The organism is Pseudomonas sp. IT-P2 (assembly GCF_949767575.1).
Classification (GTDB): Bacteria; Pseudomonadota; Gammaproteobacteria; order Pseudomonadales; family Pseudomonadaceae; genus Aquipseudomonas; species Aquipseudomonas pharyngis.
The window spans coordinates 158658-181830 of record NZ_CATKQA010000047.1 but is presented as its reverse complement, the minus strand read 5'-3'; the positions used below and the strand labels follow the sequence as shown (position 1 = coordinate 181830).

At 62.7% G+C, this 23173-nt stretch carries 24 protein-coding genes; 9 read left to right on the top strand and 15 right to left on the bottom strand.

Translation table 11 applies throughout. The annotated features are described in order from the left end of the window. Positions 1-57: 57 nt before the first annotated feature. The 4 genes from ACM6JM_RS26665 to ACM6JM_RS26650 all read right to left on the bottom strand — a co-directional run bounded on the left by ACM6JM_RS26665 (position 58) and on the right by ACM6JM_RS26650 (position 3775). Positions 58-936, bottom strand: coding sequence for a DMT family transporter (locus ACM6JM_RS26665; protein WP_039771776.1), 879 nt, complete (start codon positions 934-936; stop codon positions 58-60). 66 nt (positions 937-1002) lie between these two features. Next, positions 1003-1818, bottom strand: coding sequence for a sugar phosphate isomerase/epimerase family protein (locus ACM6JM_RS26660; protein WP_103385473.1), 816 nt, complete (start codon positions 1816-1818; stop codon positions 1003-1005). A gap of 2 nt (positions 1819-1820) precedes the next feature. Next, positions 1821-2882, bottom strand: a complete 1062-nt coding sequence (locus tag ACM6JM_RS26655) for a Gfo/Idh/MocA family protein (RefSeq protein WP_103385474.1) — start codon at positions 2880-2882, stop codon at positions 1821-1823. 116 nt (positions 2883-2998) lie between these two features. After that, on the bottom strand, positions 2999-3775 hold the full coding sequence (locus ACM6JM_RS26650) for an IclR family transcriptional regulator (protein ID WP_039771781.1): 777 nt from the start codon (positions 3773-3775) through the stop codon (positions 2999-3001). Positions 3776-3952: 177 nt separating this feature from the next. Here ACM6JM_RS26650 and ACM6JM_RS26645 point away from each other — a divergent pair, with 177 nt between their 5' ends. The 4 genes from ACM6JM_RS26645 (at position 3953) to ACM6JM_RS26630 (ending at position 8538) form a co-directional block, all read left to right on the top strand. Further along, positions 3953-5689: an FAD-dependent oxidoreductase gene (locus tag ACM6JM_RS26645; protein ID WP_103385475.1), complete on the top strand. Its 1737-nt coding sequence runs from the start codon at positions 3953-3955 to the stop codon at positions 5687-5689. Then, entirely contained in the window at positions 5673-6506 is an 834-nt protein-coding gene (locus tag ACM6JM_RS26640) for an aldo/keto reductase (protein WP_074691525.1), read from the top strand. Before ACM6JM_RS26645 ends, ACM6JM_RS26640 begins: the two co-directional genes overlap by 17 nt. A 190-nt stretch (positions 6507-6696) precedes the next feature. Beyond that, a complete protein-coding gene (locus ACM6JM_RS26635; RefSeq protein ID WP_039771788.1) occupies positions 6697-7584 on the top strand; it encodes a neutral zinc metallopeptidase in 888 nt (295 codons plus the stop codon). After that, a complete protein-coding gene (locus ACM6JM_RS26630) occupies positions 7585-8538 on the top strand; it encodes an alpha/beta fold hydrolase (RefSeq protein ID WP_103385476.1) in 954 nt (317 codons plus the stop codon). It abuts the gene before it with no gap. A gap of 27 nt (positions 8539-8565) precedes the next feature. Here the strand turns inward: ACM6JM_RS26630 and ACM6JM_RS26625 are convergent, their stop codons facing one another. The 3 genes from ACM6JM_RS26625 to ACM6JM_RS26615 all read right to left on the bottom strand — a co-directional run bounded on the left by ACM6JM_RS26625 (position 8566) and on the right by ACM6JM_RS26615 (position 10701). After that, the gene (locus ACM6JM_RS26625) at positions 8566-9159 is read right to left on the bottom strand and encodes an HAD family hydrolase (protein WP_085608732.1); all 594 of its coding nucleotides are present in this window, start codon (positions 9157-9159) and stop codon (positions 8566-8568) included. Then, positions 9156-10025 (bottom strand): acyl-CoA thioesterase II, encoded by an 870-nt coding sequence (gene tesB / locus ACM6JM_RS26620; RefSeq protein ID WP_039771793.1) that lies wholly within the window; start codon positions 10023-10025, stop codon positions 9156-9158. The genes ACM6JM_RS26625 and tesB overlap by 4 nt, the downstream gene beginning before the upstream one ends. Before the next feature lie 106 nt (positions 10026-10131). Next, positions 10132-10701 (bottom strand): GNAT family N-acetyltransferase, encoded by a 570-nt coding sequence (locus ACM6JM_RS26615; protein ID WP_064599611.1) that lies wholly within the window; start codon positions 10699-10701, stop codon positions 10132-10134. Positions 10702-10783: 82 nt separating this feature from the next. On the opposite strand from ACM6JM_RS26615, the gene ACM6JM_RS26610 reads away from it, so the two are divergent. Continuing rightward, on the top strand, positions 10784-11704 hold the full coding sequence (locus ACM6JM_RS26610) for a histone deacetylase (protein ID WP_007958746.1): 921 nt from the start codon (positions 10784-10786) through the stop codon (positions 11702-11704). Between the two features lie 175 nt (positions 11705-11879). After that, complete coding sequence (locus ACM6JM_RS26605) at positions 11880-13139, top strand: TIGR03862 family flavoprotein (RefSeq protein ID WP_103385477.1); 1260 nt, start codon at positions 11880-11882, stop codon at positions 13137-13139. 51 nt (positions 13140-13190) lie between these two features. On the opposite strand, the gene ACM6JM_RS26600 is transcribed toward ACM6JM_RS26605, so the two are convergent. Together ACM6JM_RS26600 and yedA are read right to left on the bottom strand one after the other, a co-directional pair. After that, a complete protein-coding gene (locus tag ACM6JM_RS26600; protein WP_007958742.1) occupies positions 13191-14531 on the bottom strand; it encodes a DEAD/DEAH box helicase in 1341 nt (446 codons plus the stop codon). 66 nt (positions 14532-14597) lie between these two features. After that, positions 14598-15548, bottom strand: a complete 951-nt coding sequence (yedA, locus tag ACM6JM_RS26595) for a drug/metabolite exporter YedA (protein WP_085747674.1) — start codon at positions 15546-15548, stop codon at positions 14598-14600. Between the two features lie 163 nt (positions 15549-15711). Here yedA and ACM6JM_RS26590 point away from each other — a divergent pair, with 163 nt between their 5' ends. Continuing rightward, entirely contained in the window at positions 15712-16164 is a 453-nt protein-coding gene (locus ACM6JM_RS26590; RefSeq protein WP_039771800.1) for an Lrp/AsnC family transcriptional regulator, read from the top strand. A gap of 97 nt (positions 16165-16261) precedes the next feature. On the opposite strand, the gene ACM6JM_RS26585 is transcribed toward ACM6JM_RS26590, so the two are convergent. From ACM6JM_RS26585 to ACM6JM_RS26575, 3 genes are all read right to left on the bottom strand, one after another. Further along, positions 16262-16867: a PolC-type DNA polymerase III gene (locus ACM6JM_RS26585; RefSeq protein WP_039771802.1), complete on the bottom strand. Its 606-nt coding sequence runs from the start codon at positions 16865-16867 to the stop codon at positions 16262-16264. Positions 16868-16884: 17 nt separating this feature from the next. After that, positions 16885-17364 (bottom strand): NYN domain-containing protein, encoded by a 480-nt coding sequence (locus tag ACM6JM_RS26580; RefSeq protein ID WP_007958730.1) that lies wholly within the window; start codon positions 17362-17364, stop codon positions 16885-16887. Between the two features lie 137 nt (positions 17365-17501). Next, positions 17502-18260, bottom strand: coding sequence for a DUF2076 domain-containing protein (locus tag ACM6JM_RS26575; RefSeq protein ID WP_210710566.1), 759 nt, complete (start codon positions 18258-18260; stop codon positions 17502-17504). A gap of 178 nt (positions 18261-18438) precedes the next feature. Here ACM6JM_RS26575 and ACM6JM_RS26570 point away from each other — a divergent pair, with 178 nt between their 5' ends. Next, positions 18439-19113: a YciC family protein gene (locus tag ACM6JM_RS26570; RefSeq protein WP_218188769.1), complete on the top strand. Its 675-nt coding sequence runs from the start codon at positions 18439-18441 to the stop codon at positions 19111-19113. 74 nt (positions 19114-19187) lie between these two features. Next, the gene (locus tag ACM6JM_RS26565) at positions 19188-20264 is read left to right on the top strand and encodes an endonuclease/exonuclease/phosphatase family protein (protein WP_134333470.1); all 1077 of its coding nucleotides are present in this window, start codon (positions 19188-19190) and stop codon (positions 20262-20264) included. Between the two features lie 2 nt (positions 20265-20266). On the opposite strand, the gene ACM6JM_RS26560 is transcribed toward ACM6JM_RS26565, so the two are convergent. From ACM6JM_RS26560 to ACM6JM_RS26550, 3 genes are read right to left on the bottom strand one after another with little or no spacing between them, the layout of a single operon-like run. Then, positions 20267-21103 carry an ABC transporter ATP-binding protein gene (locus ACM6JM_RS26560; protein ID WP_074691545.1) on the bottom strand — a complete coding sequence of 279 codons (837 nt, stop codon included), beginning with the start codon at positions 21101-21103 and terminating at the stop codon, positions 20267-20269. Continuing rightward, a complete protein-coding gene (locus ACM6JM_RS26555) occupies positions 21091-21894 on the bottom strand; it encodes an ABC transporter permease (RefSeq protein WP_085648700.1) in 804 nt (267 codons plus the stop codon). Before ACM6JM_RS26555 ends, ACM6JM_RS26560 begins: the two co-directional genes overlap by 13 nt. Before the next feature lie 10 nt (positions 21895-21904). Continuing rightward, on the bottom strand, positions 21905-22882 hold the full coding sequence (locus ACM6JM_RS26550; protein WP_085668069.1) for an ABC transporter substrate-binding protein: 978 nt from the start codon (positions 22880-22882) through the stop codon (positions 21905-21907). Positions 22883-23173: the final 291 nt, after the last annotated feature.

Here is a 23173-nt window from a genome sequence, read left to right as displayed (position 1 = left end):
TCCAATACTGAATAACCTTCCTGCACCGACCGGCCTGATTTCAGGCCGGTTTTGCTTTCAGCGCCGGCTCTGCTGCCACGCTGCCGCCAGTCCGCTGCAACAGATCACCGCAATCCCGATCACCGTCATCAGGGTCGGCGTGTGAGCAAACAGCAACCAGCCCAGCAACCCCGCAAACACGATCTGGCAATAACCGAACGGCGCCAGCAACGCCGGCGCGGCATGGCGGAATGCCTGGGTCAGAAACAGGTGCGCGGTCATTCCGCAACTGCCCAGCGCCAGCATCAACAGCGCATGGCCCAGGCTCGGCACCTGCCAGAAGAACGGCACCAGCGCACTCATCACCAGCGTGTTGCACAACCCGGCGAAAAAGTTGCTGGTGGTCGGGCTGTCGACTTCGGCGAGCTTGCGGGTGAGCAGCTGATAGAAGCAGAAAAACAGCGCCGAACAGAATGGCAGGAGAATCGCCGGAGTAAACAGGTCACCGCCCGGATGGACGATGATCAGCACCCCGATGAACCCGCACACCACCGCGATCCACTGACCGCGCGTCACCCGCTCCTTGAGCAGCGGCACCGACAGCGCCGTCACCAGCACCGGCGCAAGAAAGTTGACCGCCGTGGCCTCGGCCAGCGGGATGTACAGCAACGCCGTGGTGAAAAACAGGCTGGTCCCCAACAGGCACAACGCCCGCGCCAATTGCCACAACGGGCGTTTTGTACGCAGCACGCGCAGCCCGGACTGCGGCAGGAAAATCCCCGCCATCAGCAGCGTGTGCACCAGATACCGCGCCCACACCACCATGACGATCGGATAAAAACCCGAAAGGTATTTCGACAGCGCGTCGTGGCTGGAGAACAGGAAGGTTGCCACGACAATCAGCAAGATCCCCTTGAAGGGTTGGTTGACGCCGGAAAGCGGAGTGCTGACGGTCATGGGCTCTCTCTGAATGAAAAATAAACGGTGACGAGGACGCGTGCGCCCTCGCCCCTTGAAGCAGACTTAAAGCCGGGCCAACAATTCCCGTGTCCGGTCGATCGCCATTTGCGCCCGCTGCAAGCCACTCACGCCTTGCTCCAGCAATTTGACCGTGGGAATTTCCAGACTCAGGGGAAGGTTAGCCGGAAGACTGCGCAACAAGCCGCTCAAGTCACAATCACCCTCGCCGGGAAACCGTCGTTCATTGCGGGCCTGACGCAAGATCTCGGCCATGTCCGTCGGCCTCGGCCCGGCAACATCGCACAACTGTGCATAGCGCAGCCGTGAGGGCGGCACGCCATCCAGATCTTCCAGCCGCGATCCGGAACGGTCGAAGTGAAACGCATCGACCAGCACCGCACCGTTTTCGCGCCCGGCCTTGGCGACGATGCGCAACGCCTGCTCAAGATTGCGTGCATCGGTCCAGGGCATGAACTCCAGATGCGGATGCAAACCGTAGCGCGCCGCCAGATCGCAGAGTGCCGCAAAATTATCGGTGAGCCGCTGTTCGTCAGGATCGTTACCGGCGACCAACAACTCACTGGCACCGAACTGCGCGCCAACGCTGAGCAGTGGCTCGAAATCCGCGACCACTGTCTGCGGCTTCAATCGAAGGATTTCCACGTCAAGCACGCCGATTCCGGTGTCACGCAAACGCGCCAGTGTCTGACGCCGCAAATCGCCATCGGCTACCAACGGAAAGTGATATTCCTCGGGCGTCGCCGGCTCCAGACGCAGGCCGACATGACTGTATCCGGCACGGGCCGCGACCTCGACCATCTCGGGTGGCGACAACTCCAGCACGGTCAGGCTGGCCAGGGACAGAATTCGTTCGCTCATATTCAGGACTCGATCTGCGCAGGTTCAGTGGCGCGACCGCTGGCCGCCGCTTCACGGATAGCCTCGACCAGCGCCAGGGTGCAGGCGGCGTCGGCGGCACTCACCAACGGTTCGACTTCCCGTCGTACGACGCGGACGAAATGCTGCAACTGCAACCGCAGGGCTTCGTCCGGTGTGAACGGTTCATCAACGGACAGCAACGGCTCATGCCAACCGGCATCCACCTGATCGGCGCGGTAATGCCAGCGCTTGAGTTGCGGAATGCTCAAGGCTCCTGCCGTTCCCGCCAGTAAATAACACGGCTGATCCGCCTGACGTGGATAGACCGGGTTCTCCCCAGAGTTCAACTCCCAGCTCCACGGCGCCGCCACCGCATCGGAACCGGTCAGCGTACCCAGCGCTCCGCCATCGAATTGCAGCAGAATCGCCGCGCTGTCTTCATTGGCGAAACTGCGCACCGAATGGTCGGTGATCGCCTGCACCGAACGCACTTCACCGCATAGATGACGCAGCAGATCGAGGTCGTGAATCAGATTGGTCAACAGCATTCCGGCACCTGCCTCGCGCCGCCACACCGTTTCGAAATACTGGTCGGGCTTGCGCAGCTGGAACAACGCAGTCACCAGCGTCAGCCGTCCCAACGCCCCACCCTTGACCAGCTCATGAGCACGCACGATCAATGGATTGTGCCGCCGATGATGGCCGACCAGCACCGGTACGCCGCTGCGCTCCACCGCTGCCACCAATTCCCGCGCCTCATTCAGATGCACGCCCACCGGTTTTTCCAGCAACACCGGAACGCCTGCAGCCAGGCAATCCAGCGCGGTGCTGACGTGCTGATTATTCGGATTGGCGACGATCACTGCGTCTGGCCGGTTCTGCTCCAGCATCTGACGGTGATCGGCGAAATACGCCACACCCCACTCTGCCGCCAGGGCCCGTGCCTGAGGGCCGGGATCGGCCACGGCGCATACCGTGGCCTCAGTGAGATTCTTCAGGTGCCGGTAATGTTGCTGGCCCATGTTGCCGGCGCCGATCAGGGCGATTCGAAGGGGCGGGTTCAAGGTGCGATCCTCTTGTGATTGTTGTAGGAAAACTCACTCCATCAACAATTTAGAACCCGGTTCCAGATTCTCACACCTACTCGGTTGAAAAGTGGGCGAACAGCGCACAGCTTTGCTTAAACGAACAACTCCGAGGCCAGGCTCGCCGCCGACAGCTCCTCGGTAAACGTCAGCAGCAACGGCGCCAGTTCATGCAATCGCGCCGCCGACATCCGTGCGCTTGGCCCGGCGATGCTGAGCACGCCAATCACCCGGCCATCGGCGGGATGTTTCACCACGGCAGCAATCGCCGAAGTGCCGACCGCCGAGCTTTCTTCCACACAGGCATAGCCCTGTTCCCGGGCCACGCGCAGGCGTTCGAGCAGTTCAATATTGGAGCGCGGCGCATTGGGCCCGATATCCGCCGGCACCTCCGCGCCCTGGCGCTCGACCAGCGACAACGCCTCGGCGTCGCTCATGCACGCCAGCCACGCATGGCCCGATGCGGTGTAGAACAGCGGCGCGTCGCGGCCCATGTCCGGGTCGTAACGCAGACCGCTACGAGCGCCCTGGGCCTTGGCGATCCAGGTCTGACGCTCGCCGTCGATCACCCCGAGGCGTACCAACTCACCGGTTTCCTGGGCCAGGCGATCAAGCACCGGCTGCACAATGTCGGCACCGCTGCTCGACAGATATTGAAAGCCCATCGCCACCAGTTTGGTCGACAGGTGATAACGCAACGTCTCCGGGTTCTGCCGCACATAACCCAAGCGGATCAGCTCGGCGAGCAGGCGGTGCGTCGCGCTCTTCGGAATGTCCAGTTGCTCGGCCAGGGTCTGCATCGGCAGCCCGCGCGGATCACTGGTGAGGCTTTCCAGCACGCTGAAAACCCGTTCGATTTGACTGCCGGCCATGATGCGCTCTCGGTGAAATTTCGCCGATTCTAGAAGACATCCCGAGGAATGCGAAATCTGGAACCCGGCGTCCGATAACCGCCCACTTTGCGCGTCAGTCGGTTGATCTGCTTCGCCAGCACTGGTTATTTTCTGGAACCTGATTCTAAAAATAATTGATTGCTGGAGCGTTTCCTGATGCCTGCCCTTCCCGATATCCACTGCGACGTTCTGGTGGTCGGCTCCGGCGCCGCCGGTTTGTCGGCCGCCGTCACCGCCGCCTGGCATGGCTTGAAGGTCATCGTGGTGGAAAAGGATCCGGTGTTCGGCGGCGCCACCGCGTGGTCCGGCGGCTGGGCGTGGGTGCCGTGCAATCCGCTGGCCCGGCGCGCCGGGATCGTGGAAGACGTGGAATTGCCGCGCACCTATCTGCGCCACGAACTCGGCGAGCACTACGACCCGGCCATGATCGACGCCTTCCTTGAAGCCGGCCCGCGCATGGTGGCGTTCTTCGAACAACACACCGCCCTGCAATTCGCCGACGGCAACGCCATCGCCGACATCCACGGCGAAACACCGGGCGCCGGCACCGGCGGACGCTCGGTGATTGCCGCTCCCTACGACGGACGAAAGGTCGGGCGCCTGCTCAAGCGTCTTCGCACAACGATGCGGGAAACATCGTTCATGGGCATGCCGATCATGGCCGGCGCGGACCTGTCGGCGTTTCTCAATCTGACTCGCTCGTTGTCGGCGGTCTGGCACGTGACCCGGCGTTTCACTCGCCACCTGCTGGACCTGGCGCTGCACGGCCGAGCGATGCAACTGGTCAACGGCGTGGCGCTGGTGGCGCGGCTGGCGAAATCCGCCGAAGACCTCGGCGTGCTGCTGTGGGAATCGGCGCCAGTGACGGAACTGCTGCGCGACGAATCACGCATCACCGGCGCTCGCGTGCACACCGCGAAAGGCCCGGTCACTGTCCATGCGCGCAAGGGCGTGGTGCTCGCGGCCGGCGGATTTGCCAACGACATCGAGCGGCGCAAGGCCTTGTTCCCGCGCACGCCCACCGGTCACGAACATTGGGCACTGCCTCCGCTGGCAGTCAATGGCGACGGTCTGCGACTGGGCGAAACCGCTGGGGGCCGGGTCAACACCGATGTGGCCTCGCCCGTGGCGTGGGCGCCGGTCTCGCAGGTGCCACATTCCGACGGCAGCATCGGCCATTTCCCACACATCATCGAGCGCGGCAAACCGGGCGTCATCGGCGTGCTGCGCAACGGCCAGCGCTTCGTCAACGAAGCCAACGGCTATTACGACTATGTCAGCGCCATGGTCGCCGCGGCCCCTGAAGGCGAAGAAGTCGCGTCCTGGCTGATCTGCACCCGCGCGTTCCAGCGGCGTTACGGGCTAGGCATGTCTCGGCCGTTTCCGGTGCCGGTGTCAGGTTTTATCCGCAGCGGCTATCTGAAAACCGGCGATACCCTTGAGGAATTGGCCACTGCATGCGGCATCGATCCGAACGGATTACGCGCCACTCTCCATGAATACAACGACCATGCCCGGCACGGCGAAGACCCGCTGTTCGGTCGCGGCTCGACCCCGTACAACCGCAAACAGGGCGATCCCGCGCAACAGCCCAACCCGTGCGTGGCGCCCATCGAACAAGGCCCGTTCTACGCGGTGAAGGTGCAGCCGGGCTGCTTCGGCACCTTCGCCGGGCTCAAGGTCAATCCGCATGCGCAAGTGCTCGACGCCGCAGACCGGCCCATCGCCGGGCTCTACGCGGCGGGTGGCGACATGGCCAGCATCATGGGCGGGCATTATCCGGCGGGCGGGATCAACCTCGGCCCGGCCCTGACTTTCGGTTACATCGCCGCCCGGCACATGGCGGGCGTCACGGCTTTCGAACAGGAGATCGACCATGCAGCACATCGTTAACAGACAAGGACTGAACCTGCCGAAACTCGGCCTCGGCACCTGGCCGATGCTCGGCGACGAATGCACCCGCGCCGTGGAGCAAGCGCTGGAACTCGGTTACCGACACATCGACACGGCAGCGGCCTACAACAACGAAGACGCAGTCGGACAGGCGCTGGCAAATACGCCGACACCCCGCGAGCAGATCCACGTCACCACCAAGGTCTGGTGGGACCAGTTGCAACCGAACGCCATGCGTCAATCGCTGGATCGCAGCCTCAAGGCCTTGCGCAGCGAGTACGTCGACCTGTTCATGATCCATTGGCCGAGCACTGACTGGGACCTGCCGCGCACCCTTGAAACCCTCGCATCCTTCAAGGAACAGGGGCTGGCTCGCAACATCGGCGTGGCGAATTTTCCGCTGCCGCTGCTGCGCAAAGTCGTCGAGGAATACGGTATTCCTCTGTCAGCCATTCAGGTCGAGTACCACGTCCTGCTCGGACAAAACGCCCTGCTCGACTACGCCCGTCAACACGATCTGGCGCTGACGGCCTACACGCCGCTGGCGCGTAATAAAGTCTCGGAGATTCCACAGATTCAGCAGATCGCTGAAAAACACGGCGTGCTGCCCACTCAAGTGGCGCTGAAGTGGCTGCTGGATCAGGACAACGTCGCGGCGATTCCCAAGGCCAGCAGCAAGACCAATCAACTGGCCAACCTGGCCTCGCTGAATGTCAAACTGGATGACGACGACCGGGCGCTGATCGCCGCGCTGCCCAAGCGCGAACGTCAGGTCAGCCCGGACTTCGCGCCGGTGTGGGATGCCTTCGACCGCTGACACCCGACCCGGCGAAAGAAATCCGCCGGCGAATTGAATTCCCGGCGCTCGCGCTCGTCAATAACAGGCCCGACCTCGTCACCCCGAGGCCGGGCCTTTGTGCGTGTGTACGAATAGACGGACGACCGGACTGGCGCCACACTCACACACCAGCAACACTCATCACCACCTACAGATAGAGGATTCCCACATGCTATGGAAAAAAGGCCGACGCAGTGACAACGTCGTCGATGCCCGTGGCGATGATATGGGCGGTGGTGGCGGCATGCGCTTCGGCGGTGGCAAGGGGCTGAGCCTCGGGGCGATCCTGCTGATCGTCGGCATCGGCTGGATCACCGGACAGGACCCGCTGCAGATCCTGGGCCAGCTCACCGGGCAGATGACCGAACAATCGGCCCCCACTTCGCAAACCCGTCAGGCACCGCCGGCCAACGATGAACAGGCCGAATTCGTGCGCTCGATCCTCGGCGACACCGAAGACACTTGGGGCGCGATCTTCCAGCAGGCCGGCCGGCAATATAAGGACCCGACCCTGGTGCTGTTCAGCAACCGGGTCAACTCCGCTTGCGGTCTGGCGACCTCGGCCACCGGCCCGTTCTATTGCCCGGCAGACCAGAAGGTCTATCTGGACATGGCGTTCTTCCAGGAAATGGCCCAACGCTTCAAGGCCGCCGGCGACTTCGCCCAGGCCTACGTGATCGCTCACGAAGTCGGACACCATGTGCAGACGCTTCTCGGCGTCTCGGCGAAAATTCAGACAGCCCGCCAGCAAGGCCGGCAGATGGAAGGCGACGGCGGCCTGCTGGTGCGTCAGGAACTGCAAGCCGATTGTCTGGCCGGGGTCTGGGCCTACAACGCGCAGAAGCGTCTGAACTGGCTGGAACCGGGCGATATCGAAGAAGCCTTGAACGCGGCGAACGCCATCGGTGATGATCGCCTGCAACAACAGGGTCAGGGCCGTGTGGTGCCGGACTCGTTTACCCACGGTACGTCGGCGCAAAGGGTGCGCTGGTTCAAAACCGGATTCGCCCAGGGCCAGGTCGGCCAGTGCGATACCTTTGCGGCGAAAAACCTGTAAATGCATAAATGGCTGTTGGCTTTACTGTTCATCGGCGGCACCGTCCAAGCGGCCGGCGTCGACGCAATCAGTCCCGGGCGCCTGCAATTGCAGGCCGGCGAAATGGCGGTGGGCATCGGCCCGGCGCCGGCGAAAATCGAGCGCGTGCTGATCGTCATTCATGGCCGTCTGCGCAACGCCGAGACCTATCGCAAAAGCGGCGAAGTCGCGGCGGAACTGGCCGGGCAAACCGCCAACACCCTGGTGATCGCCCCGCAGTTTCTCAACGAAAGCGATGTGGCGCTCTACTCGTTACCCGCCAGCGTGCTGCGCTGGCAAGGCAACGACTGGATGGGCGGCGGGTTATCCACAGGGCCGAGCCCGCTGAGTTCCTACGCCGCACTGGACGAAATCGTCGGGCGGCTGAGCGATCGCAAGCAGTTTCCGGACGTGAAGCAGATCGTGATCTTCGGCCACTCCGGCGGCGCTCAGGTGGTGCAGCGTTATGCGCTGCTGGCCCAGGAACAACCGGCGCTCAAGACCGAAGGCATTCGCTTGCGTTACGTGGTGGCCAACCCGTCGTCGTACGCCTATTTCAATGAGCAACGCCCGGTGGCCTTCGATCATGCCAAGTGTCCGGGTTTCAACCGCTGGAAGTACGGTCTGGTGGACCCGCCGATCTACGCGGGTGGGCAAACGCCCGCGCAGCTTGAAGGCCGTTACGTCAAACGCGAGGTGATTTATCTGCTGGGTCAGCAGGACACCGACCCGCAACACCCGGCGCTGGACAAGAGCTGCGCCGCCAAAGCCCAGGGGGCTTATCGACTGGAGCGCGGGAAGCTGTTTTTCGGTTACTTGCTGCGTCGTCACCCTGAAGGGGTGAATCAGCGCCTGATCGAAGTACCCGGCGTCGGGCATAACGGCGACGGCATGCTGACCTCGCCGGAAGGCCAGAAAGCACTATTCGAGCAATAAAAAACGGGGGCCCAAGCCCCCGTTTTTTTAGGCGAACAGCATTCGCCGCAACTCGACACAATCCTTCGCATGCCAGTCGGTCAGCTCCGGCCACGGATTATCCGGCAGGTTCACCAGCACCGTGTGGGTGCCCGCCGCCCGGCCGCAATCAAGATCAAACCGGTAATCACCGACCATCACCATCTCGCTCGCCGGCACTTGCCAGGCCTCGGCCAGTTTCAGCAAACCGCCCGGATGCGGTTTTGGCTGTGCTTCATCGCGGCCCAGCACATCCTCCACCGCGAAGCAGTCAGCCAGGCCGATGGCCTCCAGCGTCACGTGGGCCAGCTCCCGCGCATTGCGGGTCAGGATGCCGAGGCGATAGCCCCGGGCGTGCAGGTCGCGCACCAGCTCCACCGCCCCGACCGCCGGGGTCGAACCGAGCGCCAGATCGCGCTCATGCTCCAGCAACCAAGCGTGTTTCGCCGCCGCTTCCTCGGCGGGCAATGCCGCGAGGTGGGTGAGGATGTCGTCCTCCGGCGGGATCGACAGCGCCACGCGGATCGCCGCGAAGTCGTGCACGGCGACGGTCAGGGTGCCGTCCATGTCGAACACCCAGTGCCGCACGTCCGCCAGACTCATGCCCAGTCCTTGCGATGACGGATCAGGCCTTCCTGGGTCACCGACGCCACCAGTTGCCCGGCGCGGTTGAACACGCTGCCACGGGAGAACCCGCGAGAGTTGCCGGCCCACGGACTGTCCATGGCGTAAAGCAACCAGTCATCGGCGCGCAAGTCATTGTGGAACCACAGCGCGTGGTCGAGGCTGGCGACCTGCATGTCTTTCTGCCAGACCGATTTGCCGTGCGGCAGCATCGAGGTGGTCAGCAGACCGAAGTCCGAGGCGTAGGCCAGCAGGTATTTGTGCAGTGCCGGGATATCGGCCAACGCACCGTCGGCGCGGAACCACACGTACTTGATCGGATCCGCCGGTTGCGGGTTGTACGGGTCTTTTTCAGTGACCGGGCGCACTTCGATCGGCTTCGGGCACAGCAGCTTTTCGCGCATGTGTTCCGGGATCAGGTGCGCGCGTTGCTGGGTCAGTTCCAGCTCCGACGGCAGGTTTTCGGGGCCGACCACTTGCGGCATCTGGCTCTGGTGCTCGAAGCCTTCTTCGTCGTACTGGAACGAAGCGCTGCAGGTGAAAATCGGGTGGCCCTTCTGGATCGCGGTCACGCGGCGGGTGCTGAAACTGCCGCCGTCGCGCACGCGGTCAACCGAGTAGACCACCGGCAACTTGGCATCGCCCGGACGCAGGAAATAACCGTGCATCGAATGCACATGGCGCGCTTCTTCAACGGTCTGACTGGCCGCCGACAACGACTGGCCCAATACCTGGCCGCCGAACAACTGGCGAAAGCCCAGATCCTGACTGCGACCACGGAACAGGTTTTCCTCGATCGGTTCGAGGGTCAGCAGATCCACCAGATCTTCCAACACTTGGCTCATTCAGACTCTCCTCACACAACGCTATGCCGCGCAGCCCTGGCTGCGGCGGCCAATTCAGATTCTGGCGCGAGCCACTGATCGCGCCATTGTAAACGTCCGTGTCGGCTTAGCCATGCAAGGTCTGCAGCCATTGCTCCCGGGTGATGCGGTACAACACATGTCGACTTAACGGATGGTCGACCGCCAGTTTCGGGTGATCGAAATCGTCGGCTGGATCGTGATGCATGCCGATCGCCTGCATCACTTTTTCCGACGGCAGATTGCTCTGCGCGGTGAAGGACACGATCTCCTTCAGGGACAAACGGTCGAAACCGCAGCGCAGTGCAGTCCACGCCGCTTCGCTGGCATAACCCAGGCCCCAATGTTCCTTCGCCAGGCGCCAGCCGATTTCCACCGCCGGGGTGAACGGCGCATCGAAGCCGACCACGCCGAGCCCGGTAAAACCGATGAACTCCCCAGTGTCCTTGCGCTCCAGCGCCCACAGGCCGTACCCGTGTTCGGCGAAATGCCCGCGCACCCGGCCGATCAGCGCGGCGCTTTCCAGCCGGCTCAAGGGCGCGGGGAAGTAGCGCATCACCTGCGGATCGGCGCACATCGCCGCGAATGCCGGCAAATCCTCGTCCTGCCATTGGCGCATCAGCAGCCTTGCGCTTTGCAGCTCCAGTATCGGTTCCATCCCGCCCCTCCGCTTGATGCCGTCAGTCTACATCGCTGTTAGGCTTTGCACTCTTTCCTGCAGCCTTTATGAATAGTCCACCATGCCGTTGCCGCTGATCTACCACGAAGACTACAGCCCGGAATTTCCGGCGGATCACCGCTTCCCCATGGACAAGTTCCGCCTGCTGCGCGATCACCTGGTGGACAGCGGCCTGACCCGCGACGAAGACCTGCTGCGCCCCGAGCTGTGCCCTGCCGACATTCTCGCCCTGGCCCATGACCGCGGTTATATCGAACGCTACATGAGCGGCGAGTTGTCCCGCGAAGACCAGCGGCGCCTCGGTCTGCCGTGGAACGAAGCCCTGGCGCGACGCACCGTGCGGGCGGTCGGCGGTTCGATTCTGGCAGCGGAAAAAGCGCTGGAACATGGCCTGGCCTGTCACCTGGCCGGCGGCACCCATCACGCCCACTACGACTACCCCGCCGGCTTCTGCATCTTCAATGACCTGGCGATCATCAGCCACTACCTGCTGCAAAGCGGCCGAGTGAACCGGGTGCTGATCTTCGACTGCGACGTGCATCAGGGCGACGGCACTGCGCGGATTCTGCACAACACCCCGGAAGCGATCACCGTTTCCCTGCACTGCGAAAAGAACTTTCCTGCACGCAAGGCCGAAAGCGACTGGGACATTCCACTGCCCAACGGCATGGGCGATGCCGATTACCTGAAAGTGGTCGACGACGCGCTCAACTATCTGCTGCCGCTGTATCAGCCGGATCTGGTGCTGTACGACGCCGGTGTCGACGTGCACAAGGACGACGCCCTCGGTTATCTGCAACTGACCGACGAAGGCGTCGCCGCCCGCGACGAAAGCGTGATGCGCCACTGCCTGGGCCGCGACATCCCGGTGGTCGGGGTGATCGGCGGCGGTTACAGCAAGGATCGCCACGCCCTGGCCCGCCGCCACGGCATCCTGCATCACAGTGCGCAGCGCGTCTGGCAGTCATCCGGTTGTCATTGAGTTGTGCTGCGTTACCCACAATGGCTGTGGAACGGCCTGTGGATAACCTGAGCGAAAGGGACTACAGCCCACGATGAACATGGCTTGCAGCGCACTGGTTGTTTTTTGATCAGGTCTGACGATGGCCGCTGCTGCTAGAATGCGCGGCTTATTCCGCCACGCTATTGCCGCTGCCATGACCCAGACTTCCGCCGCCCTTCCCGCTCACGTCGCCATCATCGGCGGTGGCCCCGCCGGCCTGATGGCCGCCGAAGTGCTGAGCCAGGCCGGAGTTCGCGTCGATCTGTACGACGGAATGCCCTCGGTAGGCCGCAAGTTCCTGCTGGCCGGGGTCGGCGGCATGAACATCACCCATTCCGAAGCCTGGCCGGCCTTCCTCTCGCGCTACGCCGAACGCGCCCCGAACATCGCCCCGCTGCTACGCGCGTTCGACGCCGACGCACTGTGCCGCTGGATTCACGAGCTGGGCATCGAAACCTTTATCGGCAGCTCCGGCCGGGTGTTCCCCACCGACATGAAAGCCGCGCCATTGCTGCGCGCCTGGCTCAAGCGCCTGCGCGACAGCGGCGTGGTTATCCACACCCGCCACCGCTGGCTCGGCTGGGACGAAAACGGCGCACTGCGCATCGACAGCCCGGAAGGCGAGAAAACCCTCACCCCCGACGCCACCCTGCTCGCCCTCGGCGGCGGCAGCTGGTCGCGACTGGGCTCCGACGGCGCGTGGATGCTGCCGCTGGAGCAACGCGGTGTAGGACTGGCGCCGTTGCAGCCGAGCAATTGCGGCTTCGAGGTGCAGGCCTGGAGCGAATTGATGGTCAGCAAATTCGCCGGCGCGCCGCTGAAAAATATCGCCATTGGTTTGAATGACGACGTTCCGCGTTTGGGTGAATGCGTGATTACCGCAACCGGCATCGAGGGCAGTTTGATCTACGCGCTGTCGGCGCCGATTCGTGAGGCGATCAATGTGCACGGTGCGGCGACCATTCACATCGACCTGCTGCCCGGCCGTCCTGTGGATAAATTGCAGGCGGCACTGAGCAAACCACGGGGTTCGCGCTCGATGGCCAAGCATCTGCACAGTCAGGTCGGGATTGATGGGTTGAAAGCGGCGCTGTTGCGTGAACTCACTGATGCGGCGACGTTTGCCGATCCGGCGCGGCTGGCCCGGGCGATCAAGGCTTTGCCGCTGACGCTGGTGAAAACCCGACCACTGGATGAAGCGATCAGCAGTGCCGGTGGCGTGACGTTTGAGGCGATGGATGAGCGGATGATGCTCAAGGCGTTGCCGGGGGTGTTTTGTGCGGGGGAAATGCTGGATTGGGAAGCGCCGACTGGGGGTTATCTACTGACGGCGTGTTTTGCCAGCGGCCGGGCGGCCGGAGCTGGAATGCTGAAGTGGCTCAACAACAGCGGCAAGCTACAAGCCAAAAGCTAACGACAAACCGCCCTTAACTCGTAGCTTGCAGCTTGAAACTCGCCGCTGCCCTTATGGCTTACGCTTACGCGGCCCGGTATTGAACACCGGCACCTTGCGCACAGGCTTGATCGAAGGCTCCGGCGCCTGAGTCTCGCCGCTGTCCACCCACTTGCCCAGATTGCGCTTGCCACCGCCACCACCGGAAGCCTTGGGCTTTTTCGGTTTCTTCGGCTTCTTGATCACCTGACCACTGGCATCGGTATCCGGCACGCGGTGCTCGGGCACGAAGTCCGGCTCAACCTCACGCTTCAACGTGCTGCGGGTCAGCATTTCAATCGCCGACAACATGTTCACTTCATCGGCGCACACCAGCGAAATCGCCTCACCGGTCGAACCCGCGCGGCCAGTCCGGCCGATACGGTGAATGTAATCCTCGGCAACGATCGGCAGATCGAAGTTGACCACCAATGGCAGGTCTTCGATATCCAGACCACGGGCCGCCACGTCGGTGGCCACCAGAATCTGTACTTCGCTCAACTTGAAACGGTCCAGCGCCCGCTGCCGGGTCGCTTGCGGCTTGTCGCCGTGGATGCCGTCGGCGTTCACGCCCAGGCCCTGGAGCTTCTCGACCAGCGCGTCCACACCATTACGGGTCTTGGCGAACACCAGCACCTGCTTCCACTTGTTCTTGCGCATCAGGTGCACGAACAGTTCCGGCTTGCGCTTCTTGTCCACCGTCACCACCCACTGCTTGACGGTGTTGGCGGCGACGTTGCGCGGGCTGACTTCGATGCTCTGAGGATCGTTGAGCATCTGCCCGGCCAGCAGGCGGATGTCATCGGAGAAGGTCGCGGAGAACAGCAGCGTCTGACGTTTCTTCGGCAGCGCGCGGTAAATGTTCGCCAGCTCTTCTGAAAAACCCAGGTCGAGCATGCGGTCGGCTTCGTCCAGCACCAGAGTTTGCAGCTGATTGAACTTCAGCGCGTTCTGGCGGAACAGGTCGAGCAGACGGCCCGGGGTCGCGACCAGCAGATCGACGCCGCCGCGCAGCTTCATCATCTGCGGGTTGATGCTGACGCCGCCGTACACCGCGTAAGTGCGCAATGGCAGGTTTTCGGCGTACTGGCGCACGGCCTCGTGGACTTGCTCGGCCAGCTCGCGGGTCGGCACCAGAATCAGCGCACGCACCGAGTTGGCGGTGACTTTCGGCCCTTCCATCGCCAGCAGTTGCAGCAGCGGCAAAGCGAAACCGGCGGTCTTGCCGGTGCCGGTCTGGGCCGCAGCCATCAGGTCGCGACCGGCCAGCACGGCCGGAATGGCCTGCGCCTGCACCGGCGTCGGGGTCTGGTAGCCGAGCTTCTCAAGGGAGCGCAGCAAGGGTTCGATCAGGCCAAGGGTGGCGAAAGTCATGGGAGTACCGTAGGAAAAATCAGAGCAGATTGTGCAAAACGAGTATGCGATGGCGCGCAGTTTACCCTAATTCGCACGCTGCTCCGTCGCTATGACCTTCGCTGCGGCAGCCGGCTCGCTGACCACCGGCGACCGCGCCGGACGCCGCCACTGCGGCAGACTGATCAGCACCACCGCACCGATGATCACCAGCATTGCCAGCGCTTCTTCGATGCCGATGGTCTCGCCGACAAACACGATCCCCAGCAACACCGCCACCGCCGGGTTGACGTAGGCATAACTGGTGGCTGCCGCCGGACGAACGTTTTTCAACAGATACATGTAAGCGTTGAACGCGATGATCGAGCCGAAGAAGATCAGGTACGCCAGCGCCAGCCAGCCTTCCAGCGGCGGCATGGCCTGCAGGTGTTCACCGCTGGCCGCGCTGCCGATCAGCAGCACGACGCCACCGACCAGCATTTCCACGGCACTGGCCATTGCGCCCTGAGGCAGCGGCAAGTGTTTGCTCCACACCGAACCGAACGCCCAGCTCGCTGCCGCGAAAATCAGCAACGCCGCGCCCAGTGGACTCGATTGCAGGTTGGAGCCCATGTTGAGCATCGCGATACCGATAATCCCCATCACCACCCCGGCCCACTCCAGGCGAGTGTTGCGCGCGCCCCAGAGATAACCGCAGAGCAAGGTAAACAGCGGCACCGTCGCCACCGCCAACGCGGCAACACCCGACGCCACGCCGCTGTGCTCGGCCAAAGTCACCGCGCCGTTGCCGAAACTGAGCAGCAGAATCCCGATGATCCCCGCCGCCTTCCACTGCGCCCAGGTCGGCGCCGGTGCCCCGCGCCAGCGCAGGAACGCGTACATCAGAGTGCCGGCAATCACGAAGCGCACGCCACCGAGCATCAGCGGCGGCCAGTACTCGACGCCGATGCGGATCACCAGATAGGTCGATCCCCAAATCACGTACAACGCAAAAAACGCAGCGATCAAGGGCAGGGAAAAACGGCGCAAGGCAGACATGGGCAGCTCGAAAGTCAGACTCAGGGAATGGGTTATTCTAGAAAGGCCAACCGCTAAAAATAAGTTACAAATCCTGTTTATAGCGCCGGTACACTTTTGAAAACACGGAGATCGACGGCCAAAACCGCGATTTCGAAAGTCTGGCATTTTCAGGAGTCCGACCTTGGACAAATACGACCGCATGCTGCTCAGCGCCCTGCTCGAAAACGGTCGCGCGTCCTACGCCGACCTCGCCCGCAAAGTGAACCTCTCCGCCCCCGCCGTCGCCGAGCGCGTGGCCAAACTCGAGGCCAGCGGCGTCATCACCGGCTACTCGGCCAAAGTCGACATGGCCAAACTCGGCCTGCCGATCCAGTGCGTCATCGAACTGCGCCTGAACCAGCACGGCAACCCGAAGGTGTACGACGAACTGATCAGAATTCCGCAACTCACCGAATGCCACCGCGTCACCGGCGACCCGTGCGTGATCATGCAGGCAGCCGTGGGCTCGATGACCGAGCTGGAAGAGCTGATCAACCGGGTGGCGAAATTCGGGTTCAGCAAGACGTCGATCGTGTTATCGAGTGCGATAGAGAAGCGGGTGCCGTTGGGGCATATCGAAGGCAACGGCAAGTAACCTTCCCGTCCCGCTCGAGAGCTGGGACGCGGAGCGTCCCGGGCTGCATTCCCACGCGGAGCGTGGGAACGATCAAACGATCAACCGGGGCCGGAATTCAGCGATAGCGCTGCAAGTGCTCACCGACCTTGGCGGCCGGGACTTTCTGCAATTTGCACAGCAAGTCGTGCGATAGCTCGCGCACCCCATGCTTGCGCCGCAACTCATCCGCCAGATGCGCCAGCAAATTCGCCGCCATCTCCGCATCCGCCATCGCCCTGTGCGCCTGGCCGGTATGCGGCAACTGGGCGAAGGTGGTGAGCGTACCGAGCTTGTGGTTCGGCGCTGCCGGCATCAAACGGCGGGCCAGCAGCAGCGAGCAGGCAAAGTTCTGCAAACGGGTGCGTTTGATCCGGCCCAGTTCGAAGTCCCAGAACTTCTGGTCGAAGGCTGCGTTGTGTGCCAGCAGGGGCGTGCAGCCGACGAATTCGTTGACTTCGTTCATCACCTGTTCGGCCGAAGGCGCGGTGCGCAGCATGGCGTTGCTGATGCCGGTGAGTTGTTCGATGAAGGCCGGGACGCGGACGCCGGCGTTCATCAGGCTCTGGTAACGCTCAACGATGCGGCCGTTTTCCAGCATGACCACGGCGATTTCCGTGGCCCGGCAGCTGCTGCTCGGCGAGATGCCGGTGGTTTCAAAGTCGATGACTGCAATGCGTTCCAAACCGGGTTCAACTCCGTTCAATTCTTGAGCAACAGTGCGCCTTCGATCGGCACATAACGGCTGGCGGCGCGGATCAGCGAGTTGGCGGTCAGGCCGGGAACGCCGTAGGCCACCGCTTGCACGCCGTGTTTGTTGATGATGCGTTCGAGCAGCATGTCGAAATCGCCATCACCGGAGGCCAGGACGATTTCGTCGACGTGGTCGGCGGCGTCCATGATGTCGAGGGTGATGCCCACGTCCCAGTCGCCCTTGGCCGAGCCGTCGCTGCGCTGGATGTAGGGTTTGAGTTTCACGGTGAAACCGAGGTTGCGCAGGATCTGCTGGAACTGCTGCTGTTTGCTGTCGCCCCGGTCGATCGCATAGGCGTAGGCCTCGACGATCTGCCCGTGCTGGCTGACATCCGCCCACAGCGCCGCGTAATTGAAGTGGCAACCATAGGCCTGACGCACGGTGTAGTAGAGGTTCTGCACATCGGCGAACACTGCGATTTTTTTCACCGGAGTTCCTGTGAGCGCTGACGCGCATGAGCCGGATCAGGCACCAGGCCCGAAAAAGGCGCTCAGTATGCCAGCCCGAAGGAAGGTTCCGCGAATAATCGGCCCGGGGCGCTCAGGCGCCCCGGACGAATGGTGAATCAGACGAAGGAATCGTCGTCATCGAAGAACGATGAGTTGTCTTCGCTGTAGTCAGTGTCGGTAAAGCCGCCCTGGTCATTACCGTAGGAGTCGTTGTTGGCCATGCGCTGGTCATCGCCCCAGCCGTTGTTGCTCTGGTCGTTGACCTGAGCCGGCTCTTCCTTGATGACTTCGACGATTTCTTCCGGCTGCTGGTTGTGATGGAACAGGCTGCTGATGCCTTGCGCCAGCATCACGCCACCGGCCACACCGGCCGCCGTTTTCAGGGCGCCGCCGAGGAAGCTGCTGCCGGCTGCCGGGGCCGCTTGTTGCTGGCCATAACCCGGTGGTGGCGCGCCGAAGTTCTGTTGTGGCGCGGGCGCACCGAAGTTCTGCTGCGGTGCCGGCTCACGCCAGCCGCCGGTGGACGCCGGGGCGCTCTGGGTCGGCGCCGGGCGCGAGCTGCTGCCACCGAAGATGCTCGACAGGAAGCCACCACCGCTGGAGGCCGGCGGCGCGCTCTGCGCCTTGGCCGATTGCAGTTCGGCCTGCAATTGCTTGACCTGTTGAGTCAGTTGTTTGTTCTGTTCGTCGAGGCTCTTGAGGGCAGCCTCCTGCACCAGAATCGCCTGGGTCATGAAATAACCTGCGGCCGGCTGGCGCGTCAGGTGTTCCTTGATCCGCGCCTCGGCCTGGGCGTCGCGCGGGGCTGCCTCCGTTTCGGCCTGTTGCAGCCGGGAAAACAGTCCATCGATCAGGGTTTGTTCTTCGCTGTTCATGGCGACCTCGTAGATTGCCGGGGATAACGTTGCCCTCCTCCACGTCGGAGCAGGCGCACCTCTGTAATGGAGGCAGCAACAGAATGTTTCAATGACCTTTACCGAACGTTTACGTTTGCGCAGCGAAACGGATCATCGGTTAAAGTGGGCCACTGTTTTTGACCTGCGATACCGACTGATGAATGCCTTCGATGTGCTGCGCGACTCCCTGTATTTCTTCAAACGCAATCTGGGCCGGATCGTCCAGTTGTGCCTGCCGCTGGTGATTGTCGAAGCCGTGCTGCAACAGGTGGTCGACCATGCCAGCGACCCGGACGGTTACTCGGCCATCAGCGTGATCGTCGGCCTGCTGGTCTATCCGCTGTACACCGCAGCGCTGATTCTGTTTCTCGATGCCCGCACCCGCGGCGAATCCCCACAAACCCGCGATCTGCTGGCGATGGCCGCTCGTCTGTGGCCGCGCTTTGCCCTGCTGACTGCGCTGAACACGCTGTTGATTCTGCTCGGGCTGTCGCTGTATTTCCTGCCGGGCCTGTGGCTGATGGTCACTCTGGCCTTCGGTGAGTACCTGCTGGTGCTGCGCGGTTACGGTCCGTTGCAGGCGATGAAGGAAAGCCTGCGCCTGAGCCGCGGGCATTTTCTGCGGATTCTGGCGTGCATCCTGTGTGTGATGGGGCCGCTGTGGCTGCTCAAGGGCCTGACCCTGCAGGTCTATCCCGATCCGCAGAATCCGTTGATTGCAGTGCTGATCGACAGCGGTCACAGCTTCCTGCAACTGTTCACCAGCGTGGTGCTGTTCCGCCTGTTCATGCTGATCAGCGAATTGCCCGACAAACGTGACGGATTAGTCTGACTGCACCGAGCTTGGGCTGATCGATGGGTCTCGGGTATGCTCGGGACCACTTCCGTATCGCTATAAGCCGAGCCATGACCCGTCTACTGCGCTACATCCTGTTGCCCGTACTGCTCGCCCTCGCCCTGATCGGCACGCTGATCTACAGCCTGACCTGGCGCCCCGATGCCCGGGAAACCCTGCCGGTCAGCTGCACCGGGCAACCGCCGACGCTGGTGCCCGGCCAGGCCCTGAAAGTCATGACCTGGAACGTGCAATACCTGGCCGGCAAGCGTTACGTGTTCTGGAATGACCTGGCGCAAGGCGACGACGAAGCCCCGACCCCGGAAGACATGGCGTTCAGCCTCGATGAAGTGGCGCGGGTGATCCGCGACGAACAGCCCGACGTGGTGCTGTTGCAGGAACTGGATGACGGCGCCAAGGCCAGCGACTATCAGAACCAGCTCAAACTGTTGCAGGAACGCCTGACCGACCTCTACCCGTGCAGCGCCCACGCCTTTGACTGGAAGGCCGATTTCGTCCCGGATCCGCACATTTTCGGCAGCGTCGGCCGGCAACTCGCGACCCTCAGCCGCTACCGCATTGAACACGCCGAGCGCCTGCAATTGCCGGTGCAGCCGGCGAACCTCATCAGCCGTCAGTTCCAGCCGAAAGATGCGCTGCTCGCCACCACTTTGCCGCTCAGCGATGGCGGGCAACTGGTGGTGTTCAACACCCATCTGGATCGCGCCACCCAACCGGACGACACCTTGCAGGCGCAGGTGACAGCGGTGGCCAAGGTCCTCGACAAACACGAAAGCCACGGCACGCCGTGGCTGATCGGCGGCGACTTCAATCTGCTGCCGCTCGGCCAGTACCGGCGCCTGCCCACCGAGCAGCGCACGCCGTACACCGCCGACAGTGCGCTGCATGTGCTGTGGGACAAGTACCCGATGATCCCGACCAACAACGAAGCCAGCGGCATCGACCGCGCCAAGTGGCTGACCCATTACCCCAACGACCCCGGCCTCAACGGCCCGGACCGCACGGTCGATTACCTGTTCTACAGCCCGAAGATCAAACGGGTTGAAGCCACGGTGCGGCAGGACGATACCTTGCGCATTTCCGATCATTTGCCGGTGATTGCCAAGTTCCTCCTGCCGCCCAACTGACCTCAATGAGTCTCTTCGAGATCATCGTGCAACAGCCCGAAGATCTGCCGTTTCATGTCGATGAATGAGCGCTCCATCACCATGTCCAGCGTGCGTGGGCGCTCGATCGGCACATCGAGAATCTGCTTGATCCGCCCCGGCCTGGCGCCCATCACGTACACCCGGTCGCCAAGCAGGATCGCCTCGTCGATGTCGTGGGTGACGAACAGCACGGTTTTCTTGCTGTTGCCCCACACCCGTAATAACAGCTGCTGCATTTGCAGGCGGGTCTGGCTGTCGAGGGCGCCGAAGGGTTCGTCCATCAGCAGGATCTGCGGGTCGTTGGCCAATGCCCGGGCAATCGCCACCCGTTGCATCATGCCGCCGGACAACTGCTTGGCGTAGTTGTCGGCAAATCCCGACAGGCCGACTTCGTGCACATAGTGATCGACAATTTCCTTGCGCCGCGCCGCCGGCATGCCCCGGCGCTTGAGGCCGAACTCGACGTTCTGCCGCACGGTCAGCCACGGGAACAGCGTGTAGCTCTGGAACACCATCCCGCGATCCGCGCCGGGGCCCTGCACTTGCTGGCCGCCGACGTAGATTTCGCCAGAGGTCGGCTCGGCCAGGCCGGCAGTGAGGTACAACAGGCTCGACTTGCCGCAACCCGACGGCCCGACCAGTACCGCGAACTGCTGATCCGGCACTTCGAACGACACTTCTTCCAGCGCAGTGAATGTACCGCCGCCGGGTTTGCTGTAGCGCAGGCTGACCTTGTCCACCTGCAACCTTGGCGCGGCGTGTGCCGGTGCGGCGACCGGCTCGATGAAACGACGGTTGGCAGCGGTTACTGAGCCCATGCGGCAATCCTCAAACGCAAGAAGCGGAACAGTTGATCGGTGACCAGGCCGAGCAGGCCGATGATCGCGATGGCGAGAAAAATCACATCGACCTGAAAGCCGCGCATGGCCTTGAGGCTCAAGTAACCGAGGCCGCTCGATGCGGCGACCAGTTCGGCGACCACCAGATAGGTCCAGGCCCACCCCATGGTCACCCGCAAGGTGTCGAGCACGCCGGGCAACGACGCCGGGGCGATCACGTGCAGCACCGCGTCACGCCGGGTGGAGCCGAGAGTGTAGGAGGCGTTGATCAAGTCTTTGGAGATGCCTTTGGACACGTCGGCGATCATCACCAGTTGCTGGAAGAACACACCGAAAATGATCACCGACACCCGCTGCTCCAGACCGATACCGATCCAGAGGATGAACAGCGGCACGAACGAGGTCACCGGCAGGTAGCGAATGAAATTGACCAGCGGTTCGAGGAACGCCTGAACGATGCGAAAGCTGCCCATCAGCAAGCCCAGCGGCACCGCCACCAGCGACGAAACAATGAAACCGACCATCACCACTTCGACACTGGCCCACACATGCTGGCCGAGGGTGCCGTCGCGGCTCAGGCGCACGGCGGCTTCGACCACTGCGCCGGGCGTCGGCAGGAACATCCCCGGCACGATGCCGCCATAAGACAACCCGGCCCACAGGCCGACCAGCAACACCCAGGCCAGACCGCTGGCGCTCCACACCACCGGCACCGGCAACCCGGTCTTCGGCGTGATACAGCGGCTCAGCCATGAATTGCGCTTGAACATGAGCAGTCTCCTAGAGCGGGCTGACGAAACGGTTATCCACCAGATCGTCATTGCTGACGTTGTAGGGCTTGCCCTGCAATTCACTGGCGGTTTCGTTGGCCAGTTTGATCAGCGGTGCGCTGTCACCCGGCTTGCCCGGCGAGCCAAGGAGTTTTTCGCTCATGGCCTGATCGTAGAAGCGCACGCCTTGCGCAGCGGCGGCCAGTTCCTTCGGATCAGACAGGTAACCACCGACGCCCTTGGCCATGATTTCGTAGGCTTTCTGTGGATGGTCCTTGGTGTACTGCACCGCTTTGTAGAGACCGGCGACCAGCGCCTTGACGTCTTCCGGCTGCTTCTCGATCACCGTGCAGTTGAGCGCCACCACATCGACGATCACCCCCGGCGTACTGCTGCTGTCGATCAGCACCTTGCCCTGCTGCTTGTCACGCACCATCGACAGGTGCGGCTCCCAGGTCACGGCGGCCGGCACGCGACCGGCGATGAACGCGGTGGCGGCATCGTCGGCGGTCATGTTCTGCACGGTGATATCGCTCATGCTCATGCCGTTCTTTTTCAGCAGGTACGAGAGCCAGAACTGCGAGGTCGACCCTTCGTTGACGGCCACGGCCTGGCCCTTGAGTTCCTGCAGGCTCTTCACGTTTTTACCGACCAGCACACCGTCGCCGCCATGGCTGTCATCCAGCGCGGCCACGGCCTTGAAGCAGAACTGCGGGCGGTACTTGAGCACTTCATCGATGGTCGAGGCCGAGCCGGACAATTGCCCGGACGCCTGGGCGGCCATGTACATCGACGCTTCTTCGACCACCGGCAATTCGACGGTCAGGCCGTTTTCCTTGAAGTAGCCCAGATCCTGAGCCAGATACAGGGTGCCGTAACCGACCCACGTGGTGTGGCCGATCGACAAGGTGCCAGCCTGAGCGGCGGTGACGCAAAGGGCGGAAATCGCCAGAGGACCTGCAAGACGGGTAAACAAGGACTTGTTCATGGAGCACTCCCAACGCTGTTGATTTAGTTGTCATGGGCAGTACAGCCAGCCGTGGTCTCGCGGTTGCACGCTGCGGTCTCTGCTGGACTCTGGCGGGCAATGCCTTGGCTGGCGAAATCGATGTTGACCCAGGCTTGGCCTCAGGAAAACGAGGAAATAGTTAGACGCGAACGATGAAAAAACTGGGTAGTGCGCACCGCGAAAGGGCGCGTCGGGCGGGGGTGCCCGAGGTGGGTGCAGATGGGAAAAAGTCTGGCGGAGATCGTTCCCACGCTCTGCGTGGGAATGCAG

What these genes read in the sequence shown, in the direction of transcription:
- ACM6JM_RS26570 (WP_218188769.1), top strand. Translation starts at nt 18,439, where the DNA reads ATGAATGCCTTCGATGTGCTGCGCGACTCCCTGTATTTCTTCAAACGC.
- ACM6JM_RS26630 (WP_103385476.1), top strand. Translation starts at nt 7,585, where the DNA reads ATGCATAAATGGCTGTTGGCTTTACTGTTCATCGGCGGCACCGTCCAA.
- ACM6JM_RS26565 (WP_134333470.1), top strand. Translation starts at nt 19,188, where the DNA reads ATGACCCGTCTACTGCGCTACATCCTGTTGCCCGTACTGCTCGCCCTC.
- ACM6JM_RS26605 (WP_103385477.1), top strand. Translation starts at nt 11,880, where the DNA reads ATGACCCAGACTTCCGCCGCCCTTCCCGCTCACGTCGCCATCATCGGC.
- yedA (WP_085747674.1), bottom strand. Translation starts at nt 15,548, where the DNA reads ATGTCTGCCTTGCGCCGTTTTTCCCTGCCCTTGATCGCTGCGTTTTTT.
- ACM6JM_RS26650 (WP_039771781.1), bottom strand. Translation starts at nt 3,775, where the DNA reads ATGGCCGGCAGTCAAATCGAACGGGTTTTCAGCGTGCTGGAAAGCCTC.
- ACM6JM_RS26600 (WP_007958742.1), bottom strand. Translation starts at nt 14,531, where the DNA reads ATGACTTTCGCCACCCTTGGCCTGATCGAACCCTTGCTGCGCTCCCTT.
- ACM6JM_RS26555 (WP_085648700.1), bottom strand. Translation starts at nt 21,894, where the DNA reads ATGTTCAAGCGCAATTCATGGCTGAGCCGCTGTATCACGCCGAAGACC.
- ACM6JM_RS26660 (WP_103385473.1), bottom strand. Translation starts at nt 1,818, where the DNA reads ATGAGCGAACGAATTCTGTCCCTGGCCAGCCTGACCGTGCTGGAGTTG.
- ACM6JM_RS26640 (WP_074691525.1), top strand. Translation starts at nt 5,673, where the DNA reads ATGCAGCACATCGTTAACAGACAAGGACTGAACCTGCCGAAACTCGGC.
- ACM6JM_RS26610 (WP_007958746.1), top strand. Translation starts at nt 10,784, where the DNA reads ATGCCGTTGCCGCTGATCTACCACGAAGACTACAGCCCGGAATTTCCG.
- ACM6JM_RS26550 (WP_085668069.1), bottom strand. Translation starts at nt 22,882, where the DNA reads ATGAACAAGTCCTTGTTTACCCGTCTTGCAGGTCCTCTGGCGATTTCC.
- ACM6JM_RS26635 (WP_039771788.1), top strand. Translation starts at nt 6,697, where the DNA reads ATGCTATGGAAAAAAGGCCGACGCAGTGACAACGTCGTCGATGCCCGT.
- ACM6JM_RS26645 (WP_103385475.1), top strand. Translation starts at nt 3,953, where the DNA reads ATGCCTGCCCTTCCCGATATCCACTGCGACGTTCTGGTGGTCGGCTCC.
- ACM6JM_RS26665 (WP_039771776.1), bottom strand. Translation starts at nt 936, where the DNA reads ATGACCGTCAGCACTCCGCTTTCCGGCGTCAACCAACCCTTCAAGGGG.
- tesB (WP_039771793.1), bottom strand. Translation starts at nt 10,025, where the DNA reads ATGAGCCAAGTGTTGGAAGATCTGGTGGATCTGCTGACCCTCGAACCG.
- ACM6JM_RS26575 (WP_210710566.1), bottom strand. Translation starts at nt 18,260, where the DNA reads ATGAACAGCGAAGAACAAACCCTGATCGATGGACTGTTTTCCCGGCTG.
- ACM6JM_RS26615 (WP_064599611.1), bottom strand. Translation starts at nt 10,701, where the DNA reads ATGGAACCGATACTGGAGCTGCAAAGCGCAAGGCTGCTGATGCGCCAA.
- ACM6JM_RS26560 (WP_074691545.1), bottom strand. Translation starts at nt 21,103, where the DNA reads ATGGGCTCAGTAACCGCTGCCAACCGTCGTTTCATCGAGCCGGTCGCC.
- ACM6JM_RS26625 (WP_085608732.1), bottom strand. Translation starts at nt 9,159, where the DNA reads ATGAGTCTGGCGGACGTGCGGCACTGGGTGTTCGACATGGACGGCACC.